Annotated in this window: 10 protein-coding genes; 7 read left to right on the top strand and 3 right to left on the bottom strand. The window is 39.8% G+C overall.

Going from position 1 to position 14,376, the window contains the following annotated elements; genetic code table 11:
* Window positions 1-91: 91 nt before the first annotated feature.
* The 3 genes from VV089_RS08540 to VV089_RS08530 are packed head-to-tail and all read right to left on the bottom strand — an operon-like array spanning window position 92 to window position 2,480.
* Window positions 92-1,183: a helix-turn-helix domain-containing protein gene (locus tag VV089_RS08540; protein ID WP_334336228.1), complete on the bottom strand. Its 1,092-nt coding sequence runs from the start codon at window positions 1,181-1,183 to the stop codon at window positions 92-94.
* A 59-nt stretch (window positions 1,184-1,242) separates the two neighbouring features.
* A complete protein-coding gene (locus VV089_RS08535) occupies window positions 1,243-2,031 on the bottom strand; it encodes a hypothetical protein (RefSeq protein WP_334335605.1) in 789 nt (262 codons plus the stop codon).
* The gene (locus tag VV089_RS08530) at window positions 2,028-2,480 is read right to left on the bottom strand and encodes a hypothetical protein (protein ID WP_334335604.1); all 453 of its coding nucleotides are present in this window, start codon (window positions 2,478-2,480) and stop codon (window positions 2,028-2,030) included. Before VV089_RS08530 ends, VV089_RS08535 begins: the two co-directional genes overlap by 4 nt.
* 355 nt (window positions 2,481-2,835) lie before the next feature.
* On the opposite strand from VV089_RS08530, the gene VV089_RS08525 reads away from it, so the two are divergent.
* The 7 genes from VV089_RS08525 (at window position 2,836) to VV089_RS08495 (ending at window position 14,320) form a co-directional block, all read left to right on the top strand.
* Window positions 2,836-5,556, top strand: coding sequence for a hypothetical protein (locus VV089_RS08525; protein WP_334335603.1), 2,721 nt, complete (start codon window positions 2,836-2,838; stop codon window positions 5,554-5,556).
* Window positions 5,557-5,570: 14 nt separating this feature from the next.
* Window positions 5,571-8,099 carry a hypothetical protein gene (locus VV089_RS08520; RefSeq protein ID WP_334335602.1) on the top strand — a complete coding sequence of 843 codons (2,529 nt, stop codon included), beginning with the start codon at window positions 5,571-5,573 and terminating at the stop codon, window positions 8,097-8,099.
* A gap of 643 nt (window positions 8,100-8,742) precedes the next feature.
* The gene (locus VV089_RS08515) at window positions 8,743-9,864 is read left to right on the top strand and encodes a hypothetical protein (protein ID WP_334335601.1); all 1,122 of its coding nucleotides are present in this window, start codon (window positions 8,743-8,745) and stop codon (window positions 9,862-9,864) included.
* 468 nt (window positions 9,865-10,332) lie between these two features.
* Window positions 10,333-11,436, top strand: a complete 1,104-nt coding sequence (locus VV089_RS08510) for an ABC transporter ATP-binding protein (RefSeq protein WP_334335600.1) — start codon at window positions 10,333-10,335, stop codon at window positions 11,434-11,436.
* A gap of 114 nt (window positions 11,437-11,550) precedes the next feature.
* Window positions 11,551-12,630 (top strand): PucR family transcriptional regulator, encoded by a 1,080-nt coding sequence (locus VV089_RS08505; RefSeq protein ID WP_334335599.1) that lies wholly within the window; start codon window positions 11,551-11,553, stop codon window positions 12,628-12,630.
* Between the two features lie 50 nt (window positions 12,631-12,680).
* Window positions 12,681-13,337: a YczE/YyaS/YitT family protein gene (locus tag VV089_RS08500; RefSeq protein WP_334335598.1), complete on the top strand. Its 657-nt coding sequence runs from the start codon at window positions 12,681-12,683 to the stop codon at window positions 13,335-13,337.
* Window positions 13,338-13,483: 146 nt separating this feature from the next.
* Window positions 13,484-14,320, top strand: a complete 837-nt coding sequence (locus VV089_RS08495) for a helix-turn-helix domain-containing protein (protein WP_334335597.1) — start codon at window positions 13,484-13,486, stop codon at window positions 14,318-14,320.
* Window positions 14,321-14,376: the final 56 nt, after the last annotated feature.

Below are 14,376 nucleotides of genomic sequence, written 5' to 3'. Positions count from 1 at the left end.
CAGGTTTTAAAGAAGAGGGCATGTCAAGAGTATTTTTCATTTTATAGCAATTTTGGTGTTAGGAAAAAATCATAAATTTTTTGATTTTGCTTTAAGTATTTTGACTAAAAGCTTTATTATTAAGAATTTTCTGCGCTAAATAATGATAGATATGCTCATCTGCCTTCGTACTGATTTTATTGTATTTACTACTCATGGAGTATTCTCGCAAAAGTGATATCATTTTTACTTTATCTTCCATTTTATAAGAACCCTTGCGCAATTTTGATTCATCCATCCGGTAAACTTCTAATGATTCGCAGCCCTTTTCAAATTCGTCTATCAGTTCCCTCATTTCATTACAATCAAGAGAAGATTTTTCTGTCTTCTTTAATTTTTCATATGCATCTTTTTCTATAATAATGTCTGAGGTGTTTAACAGGAGTTGACCTCTTAAAAGTTTGGAATCCTCTGCTTCCGGATTTTTTACATCAAGGTTTATCCGACTGATCAGAAGCCTGTGCATAGTTGGACGCTTATTCCCCCCTGAAGAAACGGTTACTACACATGCCAGTCTGCATACAAGATCTTCGTGAAACAGAAACATATGGTTAAATGTCAGAAAACATATTTCGCCAATATTTTTTTCGGTTAAAATACAATAGCATGCAGACATGGACAGCGAGATTATCAACTTTCCTTTATAATATTTTTGTATCGGTTCGCCATTTTCTTTTCTTTTGTCTGTATCCAGAACCAGTTCGGCTACGCAATATTTTCCGTTGATGGAAGGTTCAAATTTCAAATTTCCCTGCAGAATTTTATTTTCAGATGAAATTGTTGAATTAAAATACACTTTAAAACTGCGTAGATAGCCTTTATATGCTGGATGGCTGGGGCTATATATGAGCATGTCTTCTTCATCAGATACATTTAAAATTTCTTCCCGGCAATCCTTGTCGTTAGTAAGAGAAAGTATATCCCCGGGATCGATCTCTAAAGCACGGCAAATTTTGGCTACATGAATCAGAGAAACTCTCGTATCTCCGGACAGAAATTTGGAAACGGTTGACTGTCCAAGTCCGCTTTTCAGAGCCAGTGTACCTTGAGAGATATCCCGTTCCTCCATAATCAGCTTTATTCTGACAATTACCTCTTTGCAGTATTCGTCTGCAAATTCATCATAGTCTTCATACCACATCATTTGTTTCAATGCCTTTTCCTCCATGCGCTTGTTTTAATTATTCTAAAAAATGTTGGCTCTTATTCCAAAACGGAATTACTCTTGGAATCCAGTTTTACCAGAAAGCGGTATAATTCCTTAGCTCGTTCCTTATAAATTTCTGCTACGGATGATTCATCCCGGCAAATATCGTGATAACGCATTACCATGTAATGAAAAATATCCTCTCGTATTTTTTCGGACATCTGGTATTTCAAGGCTTCCATACAACAGTAAATGCTCATAGAATAATAGTACAGGATAGCTGTTTCGTTTGCAGTCTGTGTTTCATATTCTTGTGCGTAATATTGGTTATCATTAGCGAGAAGCCACCATAGCTCATAGCATCCCGTATTTCCGTCAACGGTAATGGAATTTAATTGTTTTCGTCCGTTTATATATTCTTCCATTTCGGAAGAATGTGGGGCATTTTCAAGCCATTTTTTATAGTCAGTCTCCTTAGAAAACTGAGAAACTTTTTCTTTAAAATTATCCTCAGATGTTGTAAAGGTATTGTAAGTGTTTCCTTTATCATCTTTAAGTGTATTAGGAGTTGTGCCGCTTTTTTTGTGTTCGTATATTTTGTTCATAAGATTTAACACATACTCTTCTGACAGATAACTATTTTCGTTTCCCAGGAAATATACTTGTTCCTCGATCTCTTGTTGTAGAAGCAGATTTATATCTGGTTCATCTAAAATAAAGCGGTATTTTTGTGGTTTGGGAATACGCTGTTCTTCTGGCTGAGAAGATACTGTTTCAGAATTCTCTGTTTGGGGGTTATGTGTGGGTTCTTGCTGCTCTTCTTCATTTATACCTAAAATATTCAAGACGCCATTCCAACAAGCTTGTGCATTGTTAGGATTAAAGTAACAAATGACAATGAGCATGCATAAAAAAATGCTATTCTTATTAATGGCCGCTTTGAATAGTTTATAGTTTTTTTCCAGGTTTTGCGCTTTATACAATCTAAAGTATATCCAAATCCATCACAAGACAGGTGGTTGGCGTTCCTGTCATCATAGGCTTTTCGCAGTTTTTTACGTTCTTTTCTGTAATATTTGCAGCTGCCTATAATCTTTTTTAAAATAAGCAACTCGTTTCTGCATAATTCTTGCAATAGTAAATAAAGAGATATTGCAAAAACAGCACGAGGCAATTCGTTCCCAGGATGCCCCAAAAGCATGTCTTTTATTGCTAATACAGACTCAAGCAAAGGGATTGCTGCAATTATTTTATCCCAGGACCATTTTTCCTTTTGGCTATCCTTGGCTTTCATCTCCTGTTCTCCTAGGCTCGTCCGGCTTTGTATAAATTTTGTTTATTGGTATTATATCATAGTGCGCCACAAATAAAAAGTTATTTTTGGAAAAAATTCCGATAAAGAATTTTATAATTCTGATAAGGAAATAAGGGATTCTTTTTTGGAATTTGCATAGGAACATGTCAACCTTTTTGAGCGGTTAGTTCACATATAACAGGAGAGTATTTATTACGCTTTTTTCTAGATACATTTAATATATTTTATCTTGTTTTATAAATACATATAGTAATTGCCTCTTTAATTTTATATAATATAAGCAGCTGTTTTATATCAGATACTTTTAAACAATATATCAGATAGGAGAACTATAATGACAAAAGATAAAATATTAACCATTGTCAGAGGTGAAGAATTTAAAATCAATGTAAAAAAGGAGATTGAAGAAACTGACATATTTTATGAACAGTATGTAAAAGCTGCGAGAATCCTTGACGATATTGCTGCATCTGATAGTATGCCGGAAGTCAAGGAGTGGCTTAAAACAGAGTCTGAAAATAATATCATTGCTTTCTGCGGGGAACGGGGAGAGGGGAAAAGCAGTGCTATGATGAGTTTTATAAATGCAGCTTATACTTCTGATGCCGGTGCAAAAAGGACGATTTTTGGCGATTGCGAGAATGTAAAGAAAACGTTGTTTGCTGAACCGATTGTTATGGATCCATCCATGTTTGATGATGTGCATAATGTGTTGGATATTGTACTTGCGACATTGTATAGAAAGTTTCGAGTGAAGTACGATCTGGATAATCAGTGTCTCGGTATGAATGAAAGAGAAAAGCTGTTAGATCAGTTTCAAAAAGTATACCGTTGTGTGTCTTTAATTAACAACCAGGCAAAAATGCTCGATAATGAGTATGACTATGAGGGAAATATTAGTAAGCTTGCGAAACTTGGCGAAAGCACAGGATTGAGAAATGAACTAAAACAGCTTATTGAGCAGTATTTAAACGTTATGCTGGGCGTTCCAGGTCCGGATAAAAGCCAGAAAAGCTTACTGATTGCCATAGATGATTTGGATTTATGCAGTTCAAATGCTTATAAGATGACAGAGCAGATAAGAAAATATTTAATTATTCCCAAAGTAGTAATTATAATGGCAGTTAAAGTTGAGCAGCTGCAGTTATGCGTGTTGGAAGAGAATTTCAAAAGCTACGAAAATATTATAGGTTCTGGAGAACGGAAATCAGAGCTTTTTAATGAAATGAACAGTATGGCGGAACGGTATATAGCAAAACTGATTCCAAGGGCGAGGCGTATATATCTTCCCAAAGTACAGACAATCCTTCATGCAAGAATTTTGTATGAAAATAAGAACAAAGAGATTATTTTTGAAGGCAGTGTCAAGGACTCAATGAATGAAGCTGTTTTGGATTATATTTTTTTGAAAACTGGAATGAGGTTTTTGATAAATAAATCAAATGTAAACTTTCTTTTGCCGGATAATTTACGGGATATGGTAAATATGATAACTCTTTTGGGAGATATGGAAGAACCCGGAGGGGATAATAGCATTTATTACAATAACATTCAAAGGTTTTGTGATTATTTTGAAAAGGAATGGCTCCCGTCAAATTTAGAGTCAGAAGATTACAAGGCAATTCAAAAAGCTGTTCATAATAATTATATTCAATTGCATGAAGATGCCGAATTTGCATTGCGTAAATTTTACAATATGACTGAGAAAAAGGTGGATGTAGCTGTTGCAGATTATTTTCCAGAGGCAAATCACAGCTTCTTTAGAGTTATAAATTGGCTGGAGGTTTTCCGCCTAAATGTATTTGGAAATTTGGAAGAGAAATATGCATATGCATTTTATATCCTTTATACGATTCGTTTAAATGAATTATTAAGACAAAAAGAATATGATGAAATGGCAAAATTTATGGGCGGATATATATGGGCGGGCAGTTTTGTGAATGTCTTGCCAAATGTACAAGGGAATATGCTTAGCCGTTCAAGATTTATCCTTCCGACTATACGTGTTTTTAATACGATTGGCAGAATGCTTTATCCAGATGCAGATATTTTATTAACAGGTACAGCAGTTACTGAAAATTATGTGTCTAAGATTTCGGAAAAGGACGGAAATAGAGAAAAAAAGATATGGGTATGGCTGCTGCTGGGCTTATTATCAAATACGTATGGTTTTAATCAATCAAATCAAATTGTTTATACTTTTTATACCTTACGGGTTATTTTCCCTAATTATGTGCTTTTGCAGAATCTCCATGTCAGTTTGGAAAATTTTATGATAAGTCTATGTAACTTGACGAGCTTATATGAAAAAATAAACATGGAATTGCTGGGTATAGAAAAGGATGAATTTGTTAAATATATTGAAAACATAGAAATGTATAACAAAGATGTTATAGATGTTTTTAGAAATATTTTGATCAATATAGATTTAAGCTTAAAATTTAAAGAATACTGTCAAGAGCATAGAGAGAGTAGAGAAAGAGGTATAAAAGATGAGGTGGGAAGGACAAAGGCAGCTGTAGATCAATTTTTTAGAAATGTTGAAAATTTTGCAGATAAATATTTGGGAGGACCTAATGATGACTATACACGAATTAGGTTTAATTCTCTTGTATTGGACTGTGATAAGGAGGGGAATGTTACAGAGGTTGATATCAGTCAATTATATGGATTTCTGGTACAGGCTTGTGTGCAAAATGTTGAGAATATTCAAACAAATACAAACAATAAAAAGAAAGAAGAAGAAATAAACGTATTTACCTCAAAATTGAGAGAGAGAGTTCTTTTTGAAATTCCGCTTAGAGTTGTTTCTAGTTATTTACGAAACAAAAGTGCAGAAAATGTAAAAGCAAATATGGACAATCTAGCATCTAATATCCAGAGATATTATTCAAAACATCCAGAAGAAAGGATAGAAAATTCAGAAATAATGGCTCTGAGTAGTTTTTATTCTAAAATTATAGATTTGTTTATAGAAGATCCGAAAATGAATATTTCGGACGAATTACATGAAGAATATAAAGATATTGTTTATAAATTCCAAAAGACATGTTAATTTAGGGAGCGGCTATGGATATAGAACGAGGCAATCTGGAAATCCTTTTCCGGAAGATTCCATACAATTACATTGGCAGGAGATATGCACATACTTATAAAAATGTGAATAAAGCTTTGTATATGCGGTATTCCGTTGAAATTTTTGGGAATGAATCTGAAGATGAAAGAGAAAACAATTATGCTCTAATGATTCAACAGATGAGAGATGAACAAAAGGAAGGTTTAGGCGTATTTCGACTGATCTCAGATCTTGCAAAAAGAATGCTGATTCTGGACGGAGATGAAATCAAATGTAAATTTGAACAGTTGCTGCGCTGGAGAGAGATATCTTTTCAACTTGGACAGGACTTCTTTACCTGTGCATATCTGGCCGATTATGATTTAAACAGAGGCTGTGAAACAAAATGCTTTTCTTGGCTTCCTATTATCAAAAGCAATAATGACAGGCTTCATAATATCTTAAATGAAGGAATTGCTGAAAATCATTTTCATCTTAATGGCTCTACAAAGGTATTTGAATTAAACTGGCTTTGTCTGATGAATCTAATTGACGGCCGCTTACACGATTTTAAAAAAATCAACAGAACTCTCCAGGAACGGCACATGGATCGATTTGATGATACAGTTAAAAATGAGAGCTTTTATGCAGAATGCCAAAGGGCTGCTTTATACAGAGTATATCTGTTTTCAATAATGAAAAAAGATACATTTTTGACAGAGAAGCTTGAAAAATTGCTGCTGTGGATAAATAGGGGAATGGCATTGGAAGAAGTGGTGGCAGAAATACAGGATGCAATTACGATGGCAAAGAGTCTTTATGGGGCAAGGCTTGATGGAAATCTTCTTGATTATGCCCTGGAAAAGAGTATTATAGGTGAAAATAGTAATGAGTGCCGGCTGCTCGCAGGTGAAAGAAAGTTTCTATACGATTGCTATAAATATGCAGCAGCAAATCAATTTACCGAAATACAGAAAGATTTATTTTATAGTTATTTGGTGATTAGGAGTGATTTTCGTGGTGAAATTATTCAGATAAACAGGCAGGTCGGTTTTGCTAATTTTTCGGATTATCAGAATAGAAAAGAATATTTTATTGAAGGGGAAAAGGCTTATGAGAATGAACTGGTACGCCTTGCGTTAAATGAGACTCTCAGTAAGATAAATGTGATTTCACTAGAGGCACGTATTTGTCCGAAAAAAACGTCATCAGCATTATGTAAAACCTTTAAAAATTATGAAAATATCGTAAAAGGAAATAAAAAGGAGAAAAACAATAAAGCATATGAAAAGTTGATCTATGTGCTGCATTTCCCGAAGTTGGCAGACAAATCCTTTGTACCAGGCATTCCAAGAAATAACAATGTGCGTATGCTGTCCATGCAGCAGGCAAGAAGCATTGTATCATTGGTAGAAAAGCGTATGGAGATTAACCGGCATATCAGAGGAATTGATGCGTGTTCCAGTGAAATTGCATGCAGGCCGGAAGCTTTTGGTCAGATATTCCGGTATTTATCGGATGTTCCTGTGGTATGTGAAGATGGGCTTAAAAATGTGCCGGAAGGCAGGTGCCATACGAGAAGTCTGCATACAACATACCATGCAGGAGAGGATTTTTTTGATATTATAGATGGCTTGCGTGCAATTGATGAAGCATTGTTGTTTTGCGGTTTGAAAAGAGGAAGCAGGCTTGGCCATGCCCTTGCGCTGGGGATTGCGCCAGAAGAATATTATAGGTTTAAAGGATACAGAGTAGTATTATCCAAACAAATTTTATTGGACGATATTACATGGATGTTATGCAGGGCAGATGAATGGGGATGTAATGTGGATGGGGCTCTGCGAGCTGATTTGGAAGAAAAGTTTTATAGTTTATATGAAGAGATTTTCAGAGGTAACACAGGTAATAGATATCATCCGTCAATTTATGATTATTATCAGAGCTGGAAATTGAGAGGTGATAAACCGGAGTTATATAGATTGAATATGGAAGAACTCGAAAAAAAGATGGAGAATACAGAACTTCAGAGATATGATAGGTATCAGTTTAATAATAGAATTGGTGATGTCCTTAGAAAAAATGAAAATTATCGGAACTTGTATTATTGCTATCATTTTAATGGAAAAGTACGAGAGAAAGGTGATGAGATTACAGTGCTTAAAATTGAGCGGACCTATATAAGACTTACAAGACAATTACAAGATAAAATGATTCGACATCTGGTGAATATGGGAATTGGAATTGAGACAAATCCCTCATCCAATTATCTGATAGGTACAATTAAAAAATATCAAGAACATCCAATTGTCCGGTTTAATTCTAGGAAATTGAGAGAAGTGGAACCCAATATGTCTCTAAGTGTTTCAATTAATACAGATGATCAAGGTGTCTTTGATACATTGCTAGAGAATGAATATGGGTTAATGGCACTGGCTTTAAAAAAGGTAAAAGATAAGGATAACGTTTCTCTCTATGATTTAGAAAATATATATGAATGGATAGATTATGTCAGACGAATGGGAATTGAACAGGTATTTCGGTAAAATAAAAATCTGCCAAAAGTTTGTCATGTCCGCACATGGCGAAAGATAAAAATGTCTTTTTGATCCGGAGGGCAGGGTGAAGGGGGCTCATTGAGACGAAGTATAAGGAGGACGAAGCTGCCCTGGAGACTGTGCGCAGCTTGTTTGGCTATATAACCAGGGATTTTATCACCACTGTTAATGAAAAAACCATTGTTCTTGTAAAGGAAATATCCGGAGCCAGGCTGTTTAGAGATGTAAACCAATGGCAGATTGCTTTCTAAACTGCAAAGCGGTTGCTCTAGAGGTAAAGGGCGTCTATACTAGAGGAGCATAAAGCAATAAGAATAAGAAGTGGCAAACTCGGGATGATTTTGAATGGAAACGGCAAATCTGCATTGTCCATACTATCTTTATGTGAATTTTTTACAAAACATTTCCGGAAATTCTTGAAAATAATTTATGATTCTGCTATTATGATGATACTGCAATATATCTGATAATTCTGAATCTTCAGATACGTTTTGATTCAACCGTTTATGGCCGGTCGCCATAGTTTTCATTCAAATCATAATAGCAGGATCATACATATGAAATACCATCTGTTTTGCAGGCAATGCATCTTGCAGCTATTTCTATTTGTGAATCCGGAAAAGGAGGGTATGTGGGTAAGAATAGAACCCAGGAGGAAAAACAAACAGAAGAGAAGCTTTTAGAGGAAGAGAGCATGTTTTCCGATCAACTTCCGGAGGAAGTACTTAGGGAATTGACCCCGGAGATTCGGAGGCAGTACTTCCTTTGGGATGAGATACTAAAGAGAGAGGTGGAGCTCTATCCATGGCTGACCCTGCCGCTGATAGAAGAAAATTTTCACAAAAAGTACCGACAGAATACAAGGATTCAGCTGCTTTCCACAGAATATACCGTAAGCCGCATTCACAAAAAAGGGGAGAAGCTGCTGCATTCCATTCGTGCGGATTTACTGCTTCGGATTGGAACGGATCTGTACCATTTAGAATGCCAGATGAAAGCGGACAAAACCATGGCACTTAGAATGCTGGAGTATGATACTCATGTTGCCCTTGTACATGGGGCGAACAAGAACCAGCTCTCCTTTCCAAAATCCGTAGTCCTTTATTTGAGTCATTCAAAAAATATGTCGGATTATGAGGAATGTATGCTTCATTTTCAAGATGGTTCCAGTCATTTATACCAGGTGCCCATAATGAAAGTGCAGAGCTATTCTCTGGAAAAGATAGCGGAAAAGCATTTAAATATTCTGATTCCCTTTCTGCCGATCCGTTTTATGAAACGCATAAAGAACGGGAAAGGAAAGAGCAGAAAAAGGCTGAAAGAGGATTTGACAGAATTCCTGGCAGAATGTATCATGATATTAAATCGTGAGAGAGAAAAGGGAGCGTTGACAGAGCATGCACAAAATGATATAGGAGAATTTTTATATAAAGCATGTGAACATCTGTTGGCGGAGGAACCGGAGCTGCTTGGGGAGGTGTTTGAAGCTATGGAACCGGCAATTAAGCTAAATCGGGAAATTATAAAGGAGCTGCAGGATGACAAAGATCAGCTTCTGCAGGATAAGATTCAATTAAGCAGACAGCTTCAGAACAAAGATACAAAATTGGAAAGTGGAATTGTAAAATTAATCCGCAGAATCAGGGACGAGGGAAAGACTGCGGCAGATGCCGAGTATGCCCTGGAGGATGTATTTTCTCTGGAAAAAAAGGAAGCCCGGGATAAAGTGATACTTTATTGGGAAAAGGAATAAACTTAGTTTTCTGCTGTGCAGAAAAGAGAAATTTCATTGTAAAAAATAAAACGCTCTCGATTTAAGTAATCTGCTTAACCGGGAGCGTTCTTATATGGATACGTATATAATATACATGCATGTATTGTACTTAAAGGTGTGTACTAGTAGGGTGTAAATTACAGCCGGGTACAATTGTGGTTTATGAATCTACTGTATATCTGGGAGTAATCGAGGATGTTTGCATCCTGATATTAGAGCGGCAATCCGCCGAAAAAATAAAAGTATTTTCGCCATTCTGCCGAAAATACAGTTACCGTTTTCCCCACAACAGCATTCCCCCCAAAAGATCCCCAAAAACTTTGGGACATCCGCCCATACCACAACCCCGGCTCCTCCGTTATACTTTCTTTAAAGACGATTCCATGCCAGAGCCAGAGGCCGGCATGGAGAATAAAGCGAAAAAACAGAAGGCATGGAGGAAGAAAAATGGCAGGCTTATCCTTAAAGCACATATGTAAGGTATATTCCAACGGTTTTGAGGCAGTAAAAGATTTCAATCTGGAGATTGAGGACAAGGAGTTTATCATCTTCGTAGGCCCCTCCGGATGCGGAAAGTCCACAACTCTGCGCATGATCGCAGGCTTAGAGGATATCTCCTCCGGGGAATTGAAGATTGGAGACCGGCTTGTAAACGATGTGGAGCCAAAGGATCGTGATATTGCCATGGTGTTCCAGAACTACGCCCTGTATCCCCATATGAATGTATTTGACAATATGGCCTTCAGCTTAAAGCTCCGCAAAGTTCCCAAGGCTGAGATTGAGAGCCAGGTGAGAGAGGCAGCCAAGATTCTCGATCTGGAAAAGCTTCTGGACAGAAAGCCTAAGCAGCTCTCCGGCGGACAGCGTCAGCGTGTGGCCATGGGCCGCGCCATCGTGCGTAATCCCAAAGTATTTCTGATGGATGAGCCCCTTTCCAACCTGGATGCCAAGCTTCGTGTACAGATGCGTACCGAGATTGCCAAGCTTCACGAGCGTCTGGGCGCTACGATTATTTATGTAACCCATGACCAAACGGAGGCAATGACCCTGGGAACCAGAATTGTCGTAATGAGGGACGGCATCGTTCAGCAGGTAGATACGCCCCAGAACCTGTACAATAAGCCCTGCAACCGGTTTGTGGCAAGCTTTATCGGCTCTCCCCAGATGAATTTCTTTGAGGCAGTCTGTGAGGAGCAGAACGGCAGTGCCGTCTTAAAGATAGGAAATGATTCCATCAGTCTTCCAGGCGAAAAGGGCAAGGCGCTGCTTTCGGGCGGTTACAAGGGAAAACAGGTAATTATGGGGATACGTCCCGAGGACGTCCATGAAGCCAAAGCCGAAGAGACGGAAAATGTAATCCAGTCGGAGGTGACCGTTTATGAGCTTCTGGGCGCAGAGGTCTATCTCTACTGTGAGATTCAAAAAACCAATGTGATTGCCCGGGTAGCCGCTTCGACTACGGCCAAAGTAGGCTCTAAGGTACGGTTTGCCTTTGACACGGAGAAGATTCATGTCTTTGATAAGGATACGGAAAGAATCATAACCAATTAGGAGAAGGAACACAAAGCCGGATATCTGTGCTTGCACAGATATCCGGCTTTGTGTTATTTTAAATAGAGAAAAGGGAATGTATAGGAGCTGCATTCAGACAGGAGCGGAACAGAGATGATTTCAGAACAGAAGATACAGGCCGTGATTGATGAGGTGCGCGACATTGCCCGGCTGGATGTGTGCGTATTTGAGCCGGAGGGGCGGCCGGCAGCCTCTACCATAGAGCCTGGGGAGCTTCCCGGGAAAGAGCTGGTGGAGAGCTTTGCCTTGTCCCCGGCGGAGAACCAGACTGTTTTGGGCTGGCATTTTTTCAAGGTGGCGGTAAAGGGACAGACGGAATACATTCTGGCAGTAAGAGGCTATGGACAGGATGTGGATGTGATCGGCAGACTGGCTGCAAGCCAGCTGGGAAGCCTGATTTCGGCCTACGAGGATCGCTATGACAGAAATGCATTTATCCAGAAGCTTCTGATAGACAATCTTCAGCCCTCCTATATCTGCAGATGGGCCAGAAAGCTTCACATCCGGCAGGAGGCAAAGCGGAGGGTTTTTCTTATTGAGACAAAATATGAGCAGGACAAAGCTGCCTTAGAAACGGTGCGCAATTTATTTGGCCATGTGTCCGGCGATTTTATCACAACGGTTGACGAAAAAACCATTGTCCTGGTAAAGGAGATGACGGGGGAGCGAAAAGAGCCGGAGCGCATTGCCCGAACACTGGTGGATATGGTAAATGCGGAGGCTATGACCCAGGTGAGGGTTGCCTACGGAACGGAGGCGGAACGCCTGGAGGAAGTGGTGAAGTCCTGTGGGGAGGCCGGAATTGCCCTGGAGGTGGGCCGTATCTTCTATGGGGAGCGTGTGGTGATGTCTTATGAAAGGCTCGGCATCGGCCGCCTTATTTATCATCTGCCCCTTGAGCTGTGCGGGCAGTTTGTCCGGGAGGTGCTGGGAGAGGAGACGGAGGAGCTTCTGGATGAAGAAACCCTGGGAACGATCCACAGGTTTTTTGAAAACGGGCTGAACATGTCGGAGACGGCCCGGCAGCTTCATTTGCATCGGAATACGCTGGTCTACCGCTTGGAAAAGCTTCAGAAGGCCACAGGGCTTGATATCCGGGTATTCGAGGATGCCATGACCTTCCAGATTGCACTGATGGCCTCTGCTATGGAGAAATGGGTGAAGAGCAGATAATGGGAATGGTTTTGAATGAAATAGAGAGAATGTGGAGGAATGTACATCTTATGAAAAGGACTATGAAAGAGACGCTTTTAAGAGTGCTTATTTTACTGGCAGGGCTTACGATTGCTCATCTGGGCGTGACCTTGTTCCTGCTTGCGGATCTGGGGGCAGACCCTTTTAACGTACTGGTGCAGGGGATTTTCCGAACGGCCCGTGAAGCGGTGGGCTGGGAGGCTCTGACTCATGGCTATACGCACATTGCCATATGTTTTTTGATTATTGTGGTGCTTTTGTTTGTAGACAGGAGCTATATTAAAATCGGGACTTTACTCTGCATGGTCTGCGGCGGGCCGATTATTGACTTTTTTACATATTTTCTGGGATTTCTTTTTGCGGCGGAGCGGCCTTTGTGGTTTAAGCTTCCCATTCTGGCAGCCGGCTGCGTGATTCTTGCTTTTGGCATGACAATTGTGATTAAATCAGATGCCGGAACCGGGCCCAACGATCTGGTGGCCCTTGTGATTAGCGATAAGAGTTCTTTTAAGTTCAGCATTGTCCGTGTGATTGTGGATGTCTGTTTTGTGGCTGCGGGCTTTTTGCTGGGAGGGGCCTTTGGGATCGGCACCCTTGTGTGCGCCTGCCTGGTAGGGCCGGTGGCGGGATTCTTCCTGCCAAGAAGCGAGAAGCTGGTGAATAAGTTGATTTCTTTGGTAAACTAACGGTAGAATCGTGCTTCTAAACTGTAAATCGGTTGTTCTTCCCGGAGACGTCCTTTATACTGAAGGAGCGAAAAGGTTATTCACGGAAAAAACTTTGTTCACCGAGAGTAACACTATTTTACAGCGCAGAAGGAAAGGATAAATCGATGGAACGTGAATTGCATGAACAGGAAAAGATGGCTAAATTCATATTAGAAATGAGAAAAGCCAGGAATTTAACGCAAAAGGAGCTGGCGGAACAGCTGGGAGTGACAGACAAAGCCGTTTCCAAGTGGGAACGGGCGGTCAGCAGTCCGGATATCAGCCTGCTGATTCCTTTGGCGGAGGTCTTGGGCGTATCAACAGGAGAGCTTCTTGGCGGAGAGAAAGCGGAAGAACGGACAGAGGCCATGGTAAATGAGGCGCTGAAGTATTCTCACAAATCAGCCGAACAAAGGGTGAAAAGGCTGTGGGAGCTCTTGTTTGCAGGAATTTCCGCAAGCTTTCTCTTGGGGGCTGTCGTATGCCTTATCTGTAACTATGCGGTTTCGAGGGAGCTTTCCTGGTCTCTTTTGGTACTTGTGTCCCTTGGGGCGGCCTGGGGAATCCTTGCGCCCTTGTTCAAGGCTGGGCAGAAGCGCATCTTCAAAGGCCTGCTGGCTTTAAGTCTGCTGCTCTTTCCCTATCTGGCGGTATTGAGCTTTCTTTTGAAGGTTACGCTTCTGCGTACTATGGGAATGTGGATTGGAGCTGCGGCTCTTTTGGGACTGTGGGGCGTCTACAGTATTCTCATCCGTGTGGGAGGCGGAAAAAAGTATTTTGCCCTTTCCATGATATGCTTTCTCTTGGTTGCGGAAGAATATGGAATTAATCGTATTATAGACGCATTTTTGGTAAGAACGGCAGAAGAGCAGTCCTTCAATTACCTGAAAGATATCATTATTTTGATATTGGCGGCGGCCTGCCTTGGCATGAGCTATTTTCGAGAATGGAGAAAGCAATAGATATTATTTAGAGTATTGGGAAAATCATTGTTAAATTTTACCTGCTAAAAGGCTTG

Source organism: Candidatus Merdisoma sp. JLR.KK011 (assembly GCF_036941125.1).
Lineage (GTDB): Bacteria > Bacillota > Clostridia > Lachnospirales > Lachnospiraceae > Laedolimicola.
This window is presented reverse-complemented; position numbering and strand designations above follow the sequence as displayed.